This window comes from Asanoa siamensis (assembly GCF_016862555.1).
In the GTDB taxonomy this organism is placed as follows: Bacteria; Actinomycetota; Actinomycetes; order Mycobacteriales; family Micromonosporaceae; genus Asanoa; species Asanoa siamensis.
The window spans coordinates 42,261-57,809 of sequence record NZ_BONE01000037.1 but is presented as its reverse complement, the minus strand read 5'-3'; the positions used below and the strand labels follow the sequence as shown (position 1 = coordinate 57,809).

General features: G+C 73.2%; 19 protein-coding genes. 13 read left to right on the top strand and 6 right to left on the bottom strand.

Features of this window, described 5'->3' with window-relative positions:
• Positions 1–11 precede the first annotated feature (11 nt).
• The 3 genes from Asi02nite_RS22600 to Asi02nite_RS22590 form a co-directional block, all read right to left on the bottom strand.
• A complete protein-coding gene (locus Asi02nite_RS22600) occupies positions 12–677 on the bottom strand; it encodes an ABC transporter ATP-binding protein (RefSeq protein WP_203715882.1) in 666 nt (221 codons plus the stop codon).
• Positions 674–1,195, bottom strand: coding sequence for a PadR family transcriptional regulator (locus tag Asi02nite_RS22595; RefSeq protein WP_203715881.1), 522 nt, complete (start codon positions 1,193–1,195; stop codon positions 674–676). The genes Asi02nite_RS22600 and Asi02nite_RS22595 overlap by 4 nt, the downstream gene beginning before the upstream one ends.
• Positions 1,196–1,259: 64 nt before the next feature.
• Positions 1,260–1,469, bottom strand: a complete 210-nt coding sequence (locus Asi02nite_RS22590) for a hypothetical protein (RefSeq protein ID WP_203715880.1) — start codon at positions 1,467–1,469, stop codon at positions 1,260–1,262.
• A gap of 269 nt (positions 1,470–1,738) precedes the next feature.
• On the opposite strand from Asi02nite_RS22590, the gene Asi02nite_RS22585 reads away from it, so the two are divergent.
• The 5 genes from Asi02nite_RS22585 (at position 1,739) to Asi02nite_RS22565 (ending at position 5,207) form a co-directional block, all read left to right on the top strand.
• Complete coding sequence (locus Asi02nite_RS22585) at positions 1,739–2,755, top strand: dihydroxyacetone kinase subunit DhaK (protein ID WP_203715879.1); 1,017 nt, start codon at positions 1,739–1,741, stop codon at positions 2,753–2,755.
• A gap of 7 nt (positions 2,756–2,762) precedes the next feature.
• Complete coding sequence (locus Asi02nite_RS22580) at positions 2,763–3,383, top strand: DAK2 domain-containing protein (RefSeq protein ID WP_203715878.1); 621 nt, start codon at positions 2,763–2,765, stop codon at positions 3,381–3,383.
• A gap of 208 nt (positions 3,384–3,591) precedes the next feature.
• On the top strand, positions 3,592–4,233 hold the full coding sequence (locus tag Asi02nite_RS22575; protein ID WP_308440171.1) for an RNA polymerase sigma factor: 642 nt from the start codon (positions 3,592–3,594) through the stop codon (positions 4,231–4,233).
• Entirely contained in the window at positions 4,226–4,813 is a 588-nt protein-coding gene (locus Asi02nite_RS22570; protein ID WP_203715877.1) for a hypothetical protein, read from the top strand. The genes Asi02nite_RS22575 and Asi02nite_RS22570 overlap by 8 nt, the downstream gene beginning before the upstream one ends.
• Before the next feature lie 46 nt (positions 4,814–4,859).
• The gene (locus tag Asi02nite_RS22565) at positions 4,860–5,207 is read left to right on the top strand and encodes a hypothetical protein (protein ID WP_203715876.1); all 348 of its coding nucleotides are present in this window, start codon (positions 4,860–4,862) and stop codon (positions 5,205–5,207) included.
• On the opposite strand, the gene Asi02nite_RS22560 is transcribed toward Asi02nite_RS22565, so the two are convergent.
• The gene (locus Asi02nite_RS22560) at positions 5,204–5,746 is read right to left on the bottom strand and encodes an EXLDI protein (protein WP_203715875.1); all 543 of its coding nucleotides are present in this window, start codon (positions 5,744–5,746) and stop codon (positions 5,204–5,206) included. The two genes, Asi02nite_RS22565 and Asi02nite_RS22560, sit on opposite strands and share 4 nt — an antisense overlap.
• 89 nt (positions 5,747–5,835) lie before the next feature.
• Between Asi02nite_RS22560 and Asi02nite_RS22555 the strand changes: the two genes are divergently transcribed.
• The 5 genes from Asi02nite_RS22555 to Asi02nite_RS22535 all read left to right on the top strand — a co-directional run bounded on the left by Asi02nite_RS22555 (position 5,836) and on the right by Asi02nite_RS22535 (position 10,130).
• Positions 5,836–6,816: an ATP-binding cassette domain-containing protein gene (locus tag Asi02nite_RS22555; protein ID WP_203715904.1), complete on the top strand. Its 981-nt coding sequence runs from the start codon at positions 5,836–5,838 to the stop codon at positions 6,814–6,816.
• Complete coding sequence (locus tag Asi02nite_RS22550; RefSeq protein WP_203715874.1) at positions 6,813–7,649, top strand: ABC transporter permease; 837 nt, start codon at positions 6,813–6,815, stop codon at positions 7,647–7,649. Before Asi02nite_RS22555 ends, Asi02nite_RS22550 begins: the two co-directional genes overlap by 4 nt.
• 130 nt (positions 7,650–7,779) lie before the next feature.
• Positions 7,780–8,280 (top strand): SigE family RNA polymerase sigma factor, encoded by a 501-nt coding sequence (locus tag Asi02nite_RS22545; RefSeq protein WP_203715873.1) that lies wholly within the window; start codon positions 7,780–7,782, stop codon positions 8,278–8,280.
• Positions 8,277–9,662, top strand: a complete 1,386-nt coding sequence (locus tag Asi02nite_RS22540; protein WP_203715872.1) for a hypothetical protein — start codon at positions 8,277–8,279, stop codon at positions 9,660–9,662. The genes Asi02nite_RS22545 and Asi02nite_RS22540 overlap by 4 nt, the downstream gene beginning before the upstream one ends.
• 105 nt (positions 9,663–9,767) lie before the next feature.
• On the top strand, positions 9,768–10,130 hold the full coding sequence (locus tag Asi02nite_RS22535) for a hypothetical protein (protein WP_203715871.1): 363 nt from the start codon (positions 9,768–9,770) through the stop codon (positions 10,128–10,130).
• A 52-nt stretch (positions 10,131–10,182) separates the two neighbouring features.
• Here Asi02nite_RS22535 and Asi02nite_RS22530 read toward each other — a convergent pair whose 3' ends face one another.
• Both Asi02nite_RS22530 and Asi02nite_RS22525 read right to left on the bottom strand, forming a co-directional pair.
• Positions 10,183–10,461, bottom strand: a complete 279-nt coding sequence (locus Asi02nite_RS22530) for a hypothetical protein (protein WP_203715870.1) — start codon at positions 10,459–10,461, stop codon at positions 10,183–10,185.
• 147 nt (positions 10,462–10,608) lie between these two features.
• Positions 10,609–12,780, bottom strand: a complete 2,172-nt coding sequence (locus tag Asi02nite_RS22525) for an MMPL family transporter (protein ID WP_203715869.1) — start codon at positions 12,778–12,780, stop codon at positions 10,609–10,611.
• Between the two features lie 113 nt (positions 12,781–12,893).
• Here Asi02nite_RS22525 and Asi02nite_RS22520 point away from each other — a divergent pair, with 113 nt between their 5' ends.
• The 3 genes from Asi02nite_RS22520 to Asi02nite_RS22510 are packed head-to-tail and all read left to right on the top strand — an operon-like array spanning position 12,894 to position 15,526.
• Entirely contained in the window at positions 12,894–13,469 is a 576-nt protein-coding gene (locus tag Asi02nite_RS22520) for a TetR/AcrR family transcriptional regulator (RefSeq protein WP_203715868.1), read from the top strand.
• Positions 13,466–14,236, top strand: coding sequence for an NAD(P)H-binding protein (locus Asi02nite_RS22515; protein WP_203715867.1), 771 nt, complete (start codon positions 13,466–13,468; stop codon positions 14,234–14,236). The genes Asi02nite_RS22520 and Asi02nite_RS22515 overlap by 4 nt, the downstream gene beginning before the upstream one ends.
• A gap of 9 nt (positions 14,237–14,245) precedes the next feature.
• The gene (locus Asi02nite_RS22510; protein ID WP_203715866.1) at positions 14,246–15,526 is read left to right on the top strand and encodes a GNAT family N-acetyltransferase; all 1,281 of its coding nucleotides are present in this window, start codon (positions 14,246–14,248) and stop codon (positions 15,524–15,526) included.
• Positions 15,527–15,549 lie beyond the last annotated feature (23 nt).

Sequence of the window (15,549 nt, the reverse complement as noted above, 5' to 3'; positions counted from 1 at the left end):
GCCGAGCCCGATCACGCCAGCACCGCCGTCGTCACCGTGCCGTCGCGGACGATGACCTCGCGATCGGCGTACGCGGCGACCCGGGCCTCGTGGGTGACCACCACGACCGTCGTGCCCTGCTCGCGGGCCGCGCCCACCAGCAGGTCCATCACGTGCTCGCCGGTGAGCGAGTCGAGCGAGCCGGTCGGCTCGTCGGCGAACAGCACCCGCGGCTTGGCGACCAGCCCGCGGGCCAGCGCGACCCGCTGGGCCTGGCCGCCGGAGAGCTCGCCCGAGCGGCGCCCCTGCAGGCCGTCGAGGTCGAGGCGGGCGAACCAGGAGGCCGCCTCGGCCACCGCCGTCCGCCTGCGGGTGCCGGCCAGCAGCAACGGCAGCGCGACGTTCTCGACGGCGGTCAGCTCCGGGACGAGCTGGCCGAACTGGAAGACGAACCCGAACCGGTCGCGGCGCAGCGCGCTGCGGGCGCCCTCGTCGAGCGTGTCGATCCGCTGCCCGGCGAAGTGGATCTCGCCGGTGTCGGGCACGAGGATGCCGGCGAGGCAGTGCAGCAGCGTCGACTTGCCGGAGCCGCTCGGGCCCATCACGGCCAGGATCTCCCCTTCGGCGACGGTGAGCGTGGCACCGCGCAGGGCCGGGGTCTCGCCGAACGAGAGCGTGACGTCGCGCGCCTCGATCATCGGGCCACCGCCTTGGCCAGCCCGTCGAGCCGCGCGACGGTCGTGTCGATCCAGCGCAGGTCGGCCTCGAGGTGGAACAGGCCGTGGTCGGCGAGCAGGGCGTCGACCAGGTTGCCGCCGCGCTTGACCTCGGTCAGCTCGCGCATGCGGGCGAGGTGGGCGCGGCGCTGGGTGTCGAGATAGTCCTCGGCCGGGCGGCCGAGCATCAGCGCCAGCACCACCTTGGCGAACAGCACGGTCTGCAGGTGCGGCTCGGGCTCGAGCGGCTCGACCAGCCAGGCGTTGACCTCGGACGCCCCGCTCTCGGTGATGACGTAGCGCTTGCGCTCGGGCCCGTCACCGGGCTCGACGGCGATGACCACCTTGCCGTCACGGGCGAGCCTGCCGAGCGTGGCGTAGACCTGCCCGAACGGCAGCGGCCTGCCCCGGCCGAAGAAGGCGTCGTAGTCGCGCTTGAGGTCGTAGCCGTGGCTGGGCTCGCGCTCGAGCAGCCCGAGCAGGGTCAGAGGAACGCTCATGCGAAGGACCATACACCACGCGTATACGCTGAGGGTATACGCGCGGGTTAGTCGGCCGGCGGTCTCAGGACGGGAGCGGGATCGGCCGGGCGTCCACTGTGGTTTCGCCCGGTCTGATCTCGCAGACGCCCGCGACGAGGGCCACCTTGTAGCCCTGCTGGTCCGCCCACGCCACGACCTTCTGGTCGGGTGGGGTGAGCACGACGTCGGTGCGGCCGTCGTTCATGGCGATCAACGCTTTGAGGAGTCCGATGTCAGGCGTCCAGTTCAGCATGGCCACGATCGTGCCAAGGGAGTCCCGTCGGCGGGATCGGGTGTTGCGCTGACGGTCAGGGGGTCAGCTGAACGGACACCCCGACCACGAGTGAAAGGACCAGTCAGGCGAGCCGGGACGCGGTGCTGGGACGGCTGCGTACGCCGCTGCCCTCCTGCGAGGTTTGTCGCCGAAGATCACCGCGCCGGCGCGACGATCGCGCCGACCGGCGGTCCGTGCCGTCGCATGATGAGGGGAGCACGGGCCCCGACCAGGAATCGAGACATCCCATGGCGGAACCCTTCTACGCCTCCAAGACCGAGTACGTGGACCGGGCCCTGTTGGGGTTCGCGCGTGATCATGCCGACGTCGTGGAGCTGTCCACCGATCCCGTCTTCGTCCGGTCGATCGACCGCGATCCGCGGCGGCAGGTCGGGTTGCTCTCCGGCGGCGGCTCCGGTCACGAGCCCATGCACGTCGGACTCGTCGGCCGCGGGATGCTCGACGCCGCCGCGCCCGGGCGGGTGTTCGCCTCACCCCACAACCGCCAGGTGTACGAAGGGAGCCGCGCCGCCGCCGGGCCGGCGGGAGTGCTGCACATCGTCAAGAACTACACCGGTGACCGGATCAACTTCGGCATCGCGGCCGAGCGGCTGCGGCACGACGGCATCCCCGTCGCCCGCGTGCTCGTCGACGACGACGTCGCCACCGAGAGTCAGCAGACCGCGACCGGGCGCCGCGGGACCGGGGCGACCGTGCTCACCGAGAAGCTCCTCGGCGCCGCCGCCGATCGTGGGGCCGGGCTCGACGAGCTGGTCGCTATCGGCGAGACGGTCGTCGGCCGGTCGCGCAGCATCGCGGTCGCCTCGCTCGCCCAGACCTCGCCGGTCACCGGCCGGCCGGGCTTCGACCTGGGGCCCGGCGAGCTCGAGTACGGCGTCGGCATCCACGGCGAGCGCGCCCAGCACACCATCGACCGCCCGCCGCTCGAGGAGCTCGTCGCCCGGATGGTCGACGACGTGGTCACCCACCTGCCCGGCGGCCGGTCGGTGTTCCTGTTCGTCAACGGTCTCGGCGGGACCACCTACATCGAGCTCTACAACGTGTTCGCGGAGGCCGTCGACGCGCTGGCGGCCCGGGACATCGCCGTGGAGCGCAGCCTCGTCGGGCCGTACACGCCGGCTCTGGACATGAAGGGTTTCTCCATCACGATCACGATGCTGGAGCCGTCGGTCGAGGCGCACCCCACCGGCGGTTGGACCGCGCTGTTCGACGCGCCCGCCTGGACCGCCGGGCTGCGGAAATGAGGTCGCCATGTTGATGAAGCTGTACCTGGAGGCCGCCGAGCAGGCGTACGGCGAGCTGACCCGGCTCGACCAGGCGGCGGGCGACGGCGACTACGGCGACAACCTGCGCGAGGGGCTGCGCGGCGCGGTGTCCCGCATCCCGACCGACGCCGATCTGGCCACGGAGTTCGAGACCGCGGCCACGTACTTCCTGGACGAGGTCGGCGGCACCAGCGGCCCCCTGCTCGGCCTGCTCTTCAACGACGTCGGCGCGAGCCTGGAACAGGGCGGCGACGGCGACCTCGCGCTGATCAACGGCCTCGACGCGGGCACGGCGGCGATCTCCCGGGTCGGCGAGGCGAAGGTCGGCGACCGGACCATGCTCGACTGCCTGGGCCCGACCCTGGACGACGTGCACGCGGCGCGGCCGCCGGTGGACTGGACCATGGTCGCCAACCAGGCCTTCGACCACGCGCGGGCGACCGCCGACCTGGCGCCGCGGATGGGCCGGGCCTCGTACGTCGGGCAGCGCGCGATCGGCAACCCGGACGCCGGCGCGATGGGCATCGCGCTGCTGTTCTGGGCGCTGGCCGTCGACCGCGACCCGACCAGCCGCGACCGGCTGCCGGACCCCGCCCGCCCGATGTGACATCCGGCGCCCCGGCGGCGCTGTGAGTGTCGTGGGAGGTGGCGTACGGCCCGGGGGCGGGAAGAGCGGACCCGCGACAGTCCGGCGGTGGGGCGCTGCCGGGCACCCCGGGTTGTGCGCCGGCCGGCATGGTGGAATCGTCACCATCCGACCGGCTGCCACTCGGGGAGGAGCGTTCCGTGCCGTCCGACCGCTCCACCGGCATGCCGTGGTCGTAGCGTCCCGGCGCCCCTCGCCACCCGAGCCAGGCGACGAGGGCCCGCTCCGCCCCGCCGCCGGCCCGCTGGCCGGCGTCCCCAACGGCGACCCGCTGGCCGGCGCCCCCGTCGGCGACCCGCTGGCCGGCGCCCTCGCCGGCGACGAGGAGTCGTTCCGCGCGCTCTACCGGCTCGTCCACCCGGGGCTGCTGCGCTACCTGCGGGTGCTGGTCGGCACCGACGCCGACGACGTCGCCTCGGAGACCTGGCTGCAGGTCTGCCGCGACCTGCCCTCGTTCACCGGCGACCTGGCCGGCTTCCGGGCCTGGTGTGCGACCGTCGGCCGGCACCGCGCGCTCGACCACCTGCGGCGCACCCGTCGCCGTCCGGAGACGGTCGCCCTCGACCTGGACCTCGCGGACCGGGCCGACACCGCGGCCGAGGCCACCGACGCGATCGACACCGAGCGGGCGCTCGCCCTGATCGCCACGCTGCCGCGCGACCAGGCCGAGGCGGTGCTGCTGCGCGTCGTGGTCGGGCTCGACGCGGCCGGCGCGGGCCAGGTGCTGGGCAAGCGCGCCGGCGCGGTACGGATGGCCGCCTTCCGCGGGCTGCGGCGGCTCGCCGAGACATTGGAGCGCCGCCATGGCTGACCCGCGCGACGACGCCGCGCTCGACCGGATGCTCGACGGCGGTCCCCTGCCGCCGGCGCTGGCCGCGCTGCGGGCGCCCGCGCACCCGGCCGAACTGCGGGGCGAGGAGGCGGCCGTGGCCGCGTTCCGGGCGGCCCGCGAGCCCGGCCCGGTGGCGACGCCGGCGGCGGCCCGCCGGGCCCGGATCGTCGGCCGGGCGCTCGCGGTGAAGCTCGCGGTCGCGGGTGCCGTGCTGGCCGGCGGCGGGCTCGCCGTCGCCGCCGCGACCGGGACGCTGCCCGTCCAGTCACCGGTCCGCCCGGCGACCACCGACCCGACGGGGCCGGCGCGGCCCGGCGGTGTGGTCAACGAGCCGGGCCGCGCGCCGCACGCGCCGGCCGGCGTGACTCCGCCGGCGACGCCCGGCCCGACGACGCACGGCCCGGGCAACGGGCACAGCAACGGGAACGGCAACGGCTGGGGTCGCGGGCACGGCAGCGGCAAGCCGTCGAAGGACCCGAAGCCGACCAAGGAACCCAAGGCGTCCAAGGAGCCGAAGGGCCCGAAGGACAAGCCGACCGTCCCGCCAGGACAGTCCTGACCGTACGTCCGGCGCGGGACGTGATCTCGCCCGACACACTGTCCGGATGACCAGGACGCTGCCGATCGAACGCTCGCCCGAGGAGGGCGTCCGTCACCGCCGCGCGCAGTGGTGCGCGAAGTGGATGCGGGTGTCGTTCTTCGTCGCCCTGCTGCCCTTCGGCCTGGCCTGGTGGATGGCGGCGACCAACCTGGCCAACCCGGCGCTGCCCGCCGTGGCCGCGCTCGCGGTGCTGGCCAACCTCACCTCGGCCGTCATCATCCGGATGGCCCGGCGGGTCGCGCCCACCCGGTTCCCGGTGCGGTGGCGGGGCAAGGCCGGCAACGTCGGCGGCTTCGGCACGCACCTGCTGCTGACGTTCATGTCGGCGCTGATCCTCAAGCTCGCGATCTAGATGTCCAGGTCCTCGATCTCCGGATCGTCCTGGATGGACTGTCGCGCCACCGCGTAGAGCTCCGGCGGCAGCAGGGCCTCCAACTCCTCCACGGTGTCGACGACGGCGAAGCTGGCCTGGGCGGGCGTGCGCATCCAGGCCTGGTCCGGCGACCAGTCACCGATCCAGGCGCGCCAGCCCGTCGACCACTTGATCGACCGCTCCGCGTTGGGCCCGACCGGCGTGTGCACCTCCGACGTCGCATGGTGCACCGCGTATCGCCCGCGGCTGGTCCTGAACAGCGAGTAGGTCTCCTCGCCGTCGGCCGTGGTGGACGTCCACTCACCGAGCGCCGAGCCGAGGAAGCGCTTGAGGGCGGACTTCCCGACGCCGACCTTGACGGTGATCTCCTCGAAGCCCGCCCGCCTAGCCTCCTCGACCTCGACGAGCCGGCGCAGCGCCGTGACGATCGCGGCCGACAGGGTGGCACCGGTGAGCTCCTGCGCGCGCTGCAGCAGCGGCATGTCGTCGTCGGCGACGTAGATCGTCTTGTTGGGCATGATCACTCACTTTAGCGACTCGACAGCGGGCTCCGTATACGTATACTACTACGCATGTTCTTCGGAGACCTGATATGACGACGAATGATCTGGTGCCCGCGGTCGAGGTCGACGACCTGGCGGTGTCCTACGGCGCGGTGGTCGCGCTCGACGGCCTGCGCCTCACGGTCCGCCAGGGCACGGTGTTCGGCCTGCTCGGCCCCAACGGCGCGGGCAAGACGACGCTGATCAAGGTGCTCTCGACGCTGTTGCGCCCCGGCGGCGGGCAGGCCCGCGTGCTCGGCGCCGACGTGGGCCGCGACCCGCTGGCGGTGCGGCTCGCGATCGGCCTGGCCGGGCAGTTCGCCGCCGTCGACCAGGAGCTGACCGGCCGCGAGAACCTGGAGATGGTGGGCCGGCTCTACCGGCTGCCGGCCGCGGAGGCGCGCCGCCGGGCCGCCGAGATCCTGGAGCGCTTCGACCTGACCGATGCGGCCAACCGGCGCGTCAGCACCTACTCGGGCGGCATGAAGCGCCGCCTCGACCTGGCCGCGAGCCTCACGGGGCGGCCGCCGGTGCTGCTGCTCGACGAGCCCACGACCGGTCTGGACCCGCGGTCCCGGCAGGAGCTGTGGACCATGATCGACGAGCTCCGGAACGCCGGCACCACCGTGCTGCTGACCACGCAATACCTGGAGGAGGCCGACCGGCTCGCCCAGGACATCGCGGTGATCGACCACGGCAAGGTGATCGCCGAGGGCACGCCGGCCGAGCTGAAGGCCAGCGCCGGCACCGACGTGCTGCGGGTCCGGCTGACCGACCCGGCCCACCTGGCGACGGCCGAGGCGGTGCTCGCCGACCTGGCCGCGACCGGCACCGAGGTGCGGGCCGACCGGCCCACGGCCGAGCTGACCCTGCGGGTGTCCCGGCCCGACGCCTCCGCCGAGGCGATCCGGCGGCTCGACGGCAAGGGCCTGGGCGTCTCGGTGATCCAGCTGACGCAGCCGAGCCTCGACGACGTGTTCCTCGCCCTGACCGGCCGCACGACCACCGACAGCGACACCGACAGCAAGCAGGAGGCCGCCGCATGACCACGTCCACGGCACCGGCCGAGCCGACGACCCGGGTCGGCATCGTCGCCCGCGGCGGGCGGCAGCGGCTGTCCTTCGGGGCGGTCCTGCGCGACAGCCAGGTGATGGCGGTCCGCCAGCTCCGCAAGACGTTGCGGCGCCCGGTCTACATCGTGTTCGCGTTCATCCAGCCGGTCATCTTCGTGCTGCTGTTCCGCTACATCTTCGGCGGCGCGATCGACACCGGCGGCGTCTCGTACGTCAACTTCCTCCTGCCCGGCATCATCGTGCAGACGGCGGTCTTCGGCGCGCTGATCACGGGCATCGGCCTCACCGAGGACCTGGCGGCCGGCGTCGTCGACCGGTTGCGCTCCCTGCCGATGTCCCGCGCGGCGGTCCTGTTCGGACGGACGGCGGCCGACCTCGTGATGAACGTGCTGACGCTGGTCGTGATGGTCGCCGTGGGCCTCGCGGTCGGCTTCCGCCCGTCGGAGCCGGCCTGGCAGCTGCTGATGGCCTTCCTCCTGGTGCTCGCGTTCTCCTACGTGTTCTCCTGGATCAGCGCCTGGGTCGGCCTGTCGGTGCGCAACCCGGAGACGGCCCAGTCCGCGGGCTTCATCTGGGTGTTCCCGCTGACCTTCGCCTCCTCGGCGTTCGTCCCACCGGACACCATGCCCTCGGCGGTGCGCGCCTTCGCGGAGCTCAACCCGATGACCCTCGCCGTCGACGCCGTCCGCGGGCTGACGATCGGCAGCCCGTCCCCGACCACGCCGGCCCTGCAGACGCTGGCCTGGCTGGCGGGCCTGCTGCTCATCTTCGTGCCGCTGGCCGTCCGCGCCTTCCGGCGCGCCTGACCGCCGGCGACCACCGACGCCGCCGCCCCGCCCACCCGCGGGGCGGCGGCGCAACTCGTTTCGCGGGTGCCGCAACGTATCGGCCACCCCCGGTGTCTGGGTAGGTGACGACGGCCAGAAGGGGTACGGGGTGGCGGAGGACGACAGCGGGTTCCGGGAGTTCGTGGACCTGCGTTACGGCGAGCTGTTACGGATCGCCTACCTGCTCACCGGGTCCGCGCACGACGCCGAGGACCTGGTGCAGTCCGCGCTGCTGAAGGTCATGCGGCGGTGGCGGAAGATCGAGGAGCCGCTGGCCTACCTGCGGCGCGCCATGGCCAACCAGCACATCAGCGTGTGGCACCGGGTGCGGTCGCGCGAGCTGGTCGGCGTCGCGCCGCCCGAGCCGGCCACCGACGACACGGCCGAGTCCGTCGTGCGGCGACAGGCGCTGGTCGCCGCCCTGCGCGAGCTGCCGCCGCGCACCCGCGTGGTGGTCGTCCTGCGTTATCTCGAGGACCGGCCGGAAGCCGAGGTGGCCGCCACGCTCGGCTGGCCCGTCGGCACCGTGAAGAGCCACGCGGCGCGCGGTCTCGCCCGGTTGCGGTCCACACTCGACAGCCGCGAACTGACGAAGGGATACCCGCGATGACCGTGGACGAGCGTGTCCGGGAGGCACTCGTCGACCTGGCCGACGAGGTCCGGCCGGCGCCGGATCCGTACGGTCGCCTGCGGGTGCGCCGCGCCCGGGCCCGGCGGCGCCGGGTGGTCGCCGCGGGGCTGGCGTTGGCCGCGGTCGTGGCGGCCACGGTCCCGCTGGGTGACCGCGGCGGTCCCGGCATCACCGACTCCGACGCGAACCGCATGCGCACGATCACCGAGTGGGCCGAGCGCTCCCGGACCTCGCCCGTCCGGGGCGCCTTCGGGGCACGTGAGCCGGGCTACGTCGCCGAGTTGACCGCGCTGGTCGGCGCGCGGCAGCGGGCGGGCGCGTACGACCTGAAGGCGCCGGTCACCGAGGTCAACGTGCTCTACCTCGACGACATCGGCGACGTCCGGGTGGCGTTCGTCGCGTTCCACCTCGCGGATCCCGACCCGGTCAGCTTGTGGACCAACGCCAGCGGCTGGTTCGTGGCCCGGGCCGGCGCCTCCGCGGCCGACCTGGCCGAGCCGGGCGCCACCAGCGGCATCGGCGACGGGCTCGAACCGTTCGAGACGGTCTCGCAACTCTCCGACGGCAGTGGGGACGTGGCCACGGACGCCACCATCGGGGTCGCGCCGGCCGGCTGCGTCATCGAGTCCGCTCCCCTGCCGGACCTCGACACCTGGACGCCCGAGCCGGGCGGCAATCTGCTGGTCCGCACGGCCGCCAGCGAACGGCGCGAGTGGTGGCGGGTCGTCTGCGCCGGTGTGGTCAAGGACGAACGACCGGCCCGCGCGGCGCTGCGCTACGAGCCGGTCACCGAGGCCGAGGTCGACGAGGCCCTGCGCGACGCGCGCGGGCGGGTGCCCCGCAAGCTCGCCCGGGAGGCCGTCGAGAACGACAGGCGGGAGCACTACAGCACGGGGGTCGGCCCGACCCGGGTGCTCTGGGGCGGCAAGATCGAGGGCGCCCGGCCCGACCACCACGGGCCCTGGAACGGCAACGCGATCGTCACCGCGACACCCGTGGTGCGCGGCGGCTGGGACGTCACGGTCACCGTGCACACCAGCCCGGACGGCAGCGCGCCCGGCGGCGGGGGCTTCGGGGTCTGGGTCTCCGACAACCCGAACGCGGCGGACGCCGTGCTGCCGGTCCGGCTCCTCGACAGCGTCTCCGTGCTCGTGGTGGTGCCGAAGCCCGCGGTGACCGTGCGCGCCGTCCGGGACGGCAGCGTGCTCGCCTCCGTCCCCGTCGTCGACCAGGCCGCCGTCGTCGACGCGCCCGCTGGACCCGGCCTGACGTTCGAGGCCCTCGACAAGGACGGCACGGTGCTCGACGTCGCGCGCCTCCCCCAGGGCCCGCCGGCCGACACCGACGTCGTCCCGTGGTGAGGTCACCGTTCGGCCGGTGAACTATGGCCGGCCGGCGGTCAGCGCGATCCACCCGGGCGGCTCTAGACTTCGTCGGTTTGATCTTGAGTCGACACGGAGGCGCACATGAGCTTGCGCGACAAGCTGGTTCAGCGGACCCAGCCCCTGCTCCCGGGTGAGCAGGTCCAGCAGGTCTTCCTCGCCCAGTCCGGGGCCTCGCCCTGGCTCAGCGGGCTGCTCGGCCTGTTCGGACAGACGTTCATCCGGCGCCGGATCGTGGCGGTGACCGACCGGTCGATCGTGGTGTTCGCGACCGACTTCAACGGCACCAAGCCGGAGGGTGTGCTGCGACGGCTGCCGCGCCAGCACCAGATCGGCCCGGCCAAGGGCATCTGGGCGCGGATCAACGTGGGCGACGAGAAGACGTGGTCGCACGTCAAGTTCCGCAAGGAGATCGTGGCCGCCGACACCGCGCCGGCCCGCCGCTGACGAACCGACGTGGCGGCCCGCTCGTGCGGGCCGCCACGTCGTCGGTGCGATATCAGGGTGCGGGAGTCGCGGCAGCGTCGGCGGGCTTGCGGGTGCCGAGGAAGTAGGTCACGGCCACGCCGGCGATGGCCAGCACGATCTGCAGCGTGATCTCCTTCCAACCGTACTGCCGGTCGTCACCGAAGAGCAGTGCGAGGACCGCCGCCACCAGCGCGCCCGCCACGGCCAGCGCGGGTGCCAGCCATAGCGCGTTGGGCTGACGGCTCTTCAGAGCGAAACCGCCCGCCAGCCCGATAACGGCGCCGATGATGACGGCGAACAGGAAGTTCATGTCGGATACAGCCTTTCTCTTTCCTCGAAGGAGCCGATGACCTGATAGGTGTCCCAGGTTTCGTGACGCCTGTCAATGCGCTCATTCGACAAAATATCGGCGGGCTGCGATCCGCATGGTGCCGACAGTGCAATATGGAATGGAGCGTCAGTCGCCGGGCCGCCCCGAGTAGGCGAGGTCCGGCTCGGCGTCGGGCACCGCGGGTGCGGCGTCGCCGTGGCCGGGCCACCAGGCCCGCCGACCGACCAGCGCCGTCACGCTCGGCACGAGGAACATCGCCATCACGAACGCCGCGATGAGGATGCCGACCGAGACCGAGAACCCCATCTCCATCAGGAACGAGATGCCGGCCAGCAACATCGAGGCGAACGTGCCGGCCAGGATCAACCCGGCCGCGCCCACCGACGGGCCGGCGTGCTCGACCGCGAGGTCGGCCGCCGTCCGCGGATCGTGGCCGAGCCGCGCCTCCTCCCGCAACCGGGCGATCATCAGGATGTTGTAGTCGGTGCCGATCGCGACCACGAACAGATAGAGGATGATCGGCAGGGTGAACGACAGGCCCGGCCGGTCGCCGATGCCCTGGAAGGCGATCACCGTGGCGCCCAGCGTCGAGAAGAACCCGAGCACCACCGCGACGATCAGGTAGATCGGCGCGACGAGGCTGCGCAGCAGCAGCGCGAGGATCACCGCGATCAGCAGGCCGGCGACCGGGAAGATGACCCGCAGGTCCCGGTCGTTGGCGTGCTTGACGTCCGCGAAGATCGAGCTGATGCCGCCGACGTAGGCACGTGTGCCGGCCGGTGCCGCCGCGTGGGCGGCGTCGCGCAACTCACCGCCGGCCAGGGCCAACGACTCGTTCGAGTAGGGGCTGCCCGCCAGCAGCAGGTCGACGCGCGCCACCGTGCCGTCCTGGCTCACCGTCGCCGGGCCGCCGTCGGGGCCGGGCATGATGCTGCCGACACCCGGCACGCCCTTGAGCCGCTCGGCGAACGCGGGCAGGGCCGCGGTGTCGATCCGCCCGCCGCCCTCGGCCTGGACGACCACCTGGGTCGGGGCGAGCGCGCCCGCCGGGAACCCGGACTGCAGCGCCTCGAAGCCCTCGGACGACTCGGTGCCGCTGGGTAGCTGCGCGTTCTGGTCGTAGTCGGTCTCCATGTAGAGAGAGCCGACCGCCAGCGCGACCATGAGCCCGCCGGAGAGCAGGGCGACGACCGCGGGCCGCCGGCCGGTGAAGCGGCCGAGCCGCTGGAACGCCGTGCCCTTCGGGGTGCGCCGCCAGCTCTTCGACGGCCAGAAGACCTTGGTGCCGAGCAGCGACACGACGGCCGGCACGAGCGTCACGGCCGCGAGCCCCATGACCACGACGGCGATCGCGAGTGCCGGGCCGAGGCTCCGGAAGGCGCCGAAGACGGCCAGCAGCAGTGCGAGGAACGCGATGACGATGGCACCGGCGGCCGACGCGATGACCTCACCGACGCGGTGCACGGAGGTGACCAGGGCCGGCTTCGGCTCGTCGCCCGCCCGCAGCCGCTCCCGGAACCGGAAGAGCAGGAACAGGATGTAGTCGGTGCCGACGCCGTAGAGCACGATGGTCAGGATGATCTCGATCGACGGGTCGGCGCTCAGCCCGAAGACCTTGGCCATCGTGGCGATCAGCCCGGTCGAGATGACCGTGACCACGCCGACGGTGACGATCGGCAGCAGCGCCGCGAGCGGGCTGCGGTAGATGATCAGCAACAACGCGACGATCAGCACCAGCGTCGCGGTGCCGACGATGACGAACGCGTTGTTGAAGGCGTCCTCGTTGTCGGCGAACAGCGCGATGTCGCCGGTGACCTGGCGTTCGAGCCCGGTGCCGTCGAGCACCGGATCGCTGGCCGCCCGGATGTCGTGGATCGCGGCGGTCAACGCCGGATCCTGCGGATTGTCACCGAGCCCGACGGTGACGAGTTGCACGAGCCGGTTCGGCGACACGGCCTGCGGCCCGGTGACCGCTCCGGAGACCTTGTCGATCCCCGCGGCGGAGATCGTCTCGGCGAGTCTGCCCGCCGTGGCCTGATCGGCATCGGTCAGCGGCGCACCGTCGGCCCGGGTGATCACGATGGTCGCCGTGGCGCCGTCGGTCTGCCCGAACGCGCCCTGCGTGATCTCCGTGGCCCGGATGGACTCGTAGCTGTTGGGCAGGAAATCCGCCTGGTCCTGCGTGGTGACGGACCCCAACGCCGGTGCGAAGAGTCCCGTGGCCACCGCCGCCGCCACCCAGGCGAGGATGACCCACCACCGCTTGTAGACGACGAACCGCCCCAACCGTTCGAACATCGCTCCCCCAACCTGCCGACCGGTAGACAGGATTCTATGCGGACGGCGCAACGAGATTCGCGCGATATTCTCTCGGCACCGTGCTGAGAGCCGGCTGAGTCCGCAATCGGAGGTTGACGTTGGACGTGGCCGGCGCAACCCGCGACCGCATCCGCGACGAGGCGATCGTCCTGTTCAGCGACCGTGGCTACGCCACGACCAGCCTGCGGGAGATCGCCGACCGGGTGGGCATCACCAAGGCCTCGCTCTACTACCATTTCCCGTCCAAGCAGGACCTGCTGGTCGCGATCGTCCGCCCGCTGCTGACCCAGTGGCGCGACGTGGTCACCGACGCCGAGTCGGGACCGCACACCCCGGCCGACGTACGGCGGATCCTGCGGCGCTGTGTCGACACCATGCTCGCCCACCGGGCCGTGGCCGGCCTGTTCCTGCGCGACACCGCGGGCATCCTCCCGGCGCTGGCCCCGCTGGTCGGCGACCTCGTGGAGACCAACAGCCGGCTACGCGACTGGCTGGCCGGCCCGACACCGTCGGCGATCGCGCGGATCCGGGCCGTAGCCGTCCTGGAACTCCTGCGCGCCGCCCTCACGGCCGGCGCTACCCTCGGCGACGTACCGGACGACCTGGTCCGCCGGACCCTGCTCGAGTCGGCGGAGTTGGTGCTCGCCGGGCGCGAGGAGGGCGCATGAGGATCGCGGTGACGGGCGGCACCGGTCGCATCGGTGGCCGGGTGGTCGAGTTGCTGCACGAGGCCGGCGGCCACGAGGTCGTCGCGCTGTCCAGCCGGACCGCGCCGTACGACGACCCGATCGCCCTGCGGACCGCCTTCGACGCGGTCGACACGCTGGTCTTCGTGTCGAGCGACGGCGAGGCGGCCCGGGTCCTCACCCACCACCGCAACGTCCTCGACGCGGCGGCGAAGGTCGGCCACATCGTCCTGCTCAGCGGCCTCGACGTCGCCCGGGACTCCCCGTTCTGCTACGCCTACACCAACGGCGAGACCGAGCGCCTCCTGCGCGCCGGCGACCGCCCGTACTCGATCGCCCGTGCGGGCCTGTTCGCGGAGTTCTTCCTGTCCCTCGTGGACCAGGTGGCGACGGAGGGCCGGGCCGCCCTGCCGGCCGCCGACGCCCGCGTGTCGCTGGTCGCCCGCGCGGACGTCGCCCGTTGTCTCGCGGCTCTGGCCCTGGGCGAGCCCACCAACCGCCACCACGACATCACCGGCCCGGACAGCCTGCCGGTCGCCGCGGTCACGAGCGCCACCGGCAACCGCTACACCGCCTCGAGCCCGGCCGAGTTCGCCACGACCCTGACCGCACAGGGCGAGGACCCGTGGTGGATCTACGCGTACCTGACGATGTTCGACGCCGTCCGCCAGGACCGCTGGTCCGCCACCTCCGGCGAGGTCGAGGCCCTGACCGGTCGGGGGCCGACCCCGCTCGCGAAGATCGGCTAGTCTGCGCGGATGCCGGACCTGGGACCCGTCGCCTGGCCACCCGCCCCGATCCGGACCGCGCGGCTCACCCTGCGCGAGTCCGAGGCCCGCGACCGCCCGGCCTACATCGAACTGTCCGCCTCGCCGGAGGTGAACACCTACGTCGGTGGCGGCCGGCCGCGTGACGTGCTCGAGCGCGAGGTGCCCCAGGTGCCGGGCCGCCGCCCCGGCTTCTTCGTCGTCGACCTCGACGGCGAGATGATCGGCACGGTCATGCTCACCCGCCGCGACGTGGGGCCACCCGACCGCGTCCGGCCGGAGGCGGGCGAGGTCGACCTCGGCTACCTCTTCCTGCCGACGGCATGGGGACACGGGTACGCCGCCGAGGCGTCGCGAGCGGCCCTCGCCTGGTTCGCCGGCGCGCTGCCGGGCGAGCCGGTCGTGCTCTGCACCCAGACCGCCAACGAGCCCTCGATGCGCCTCGCCCGCAAGCTGGGCTTCACCGAGGCGGCACGGTTCGAGGCGTGGGAGGCCGAGCAGTGGTTCGGCGTGTGGTCCCCGCCCACCCCGACGTTCCCCGACCTGCTGCGGCTGATCGACGAGCGCGTGGCCGCCTTCCGCGCGGCGATCGGCGCGGCGCCCGACCTCGACGAGCGGGTGCCGACGTGTCCTGAGTGGACGCTGTCTGACCTCGCCCGGCACCTGGGCGAGGGGCGGCACGCCTGGGCCGCCACCGTCGCGGCCGGCCCCGGCGCCACCGGCAGGTCCACGGAGACGGGCCCACCCGCGCCGCGCGAACGCGAGGCCCTGCTGGCCTGGCTCGCCGAGTCCACACAGGAGCTGCTCGCCGCGCTGCGGGCGGCCGGGCCGGAGCGCGGCTGCTGGACCTGGTGGGGCGACTCGCAGTCGCCGCGGACCTGTGGTGCCGTGGCGAGGCACCAACTCCAGGAGATCGCGGTGCACACCTACGACGCGCAGGTCGCGCTCGGCGCCCCGCGGCCGCTGCCGGCCGACGTCGCCCTCGACGGTGTCGACGAGTTCCTGACCACCTGCGTCGCCACGACGGCGCCCTGGCCGCACGAGCCCGTCGCGGTCGAGTACCACGCCACCGAGGGGCGGTCCTGGCGCCTGTCGCTCGACGCCGACGGCGCCCGCGTCGGCCCGCCCGGCGGCCCGACCGGCGCCACGCTGACGGGCTCGGCCAGTGACCTGGTGCTGGTCTTCTACGGGCGCGTTCCGCGGGAGGCCCTGACGCTCGACGGTGATCGGCGCCACCTCGACCGGCTCGTCGACTGGGACCCCGGCGCCTGACATATCCGCCCGCCCGATCGTCG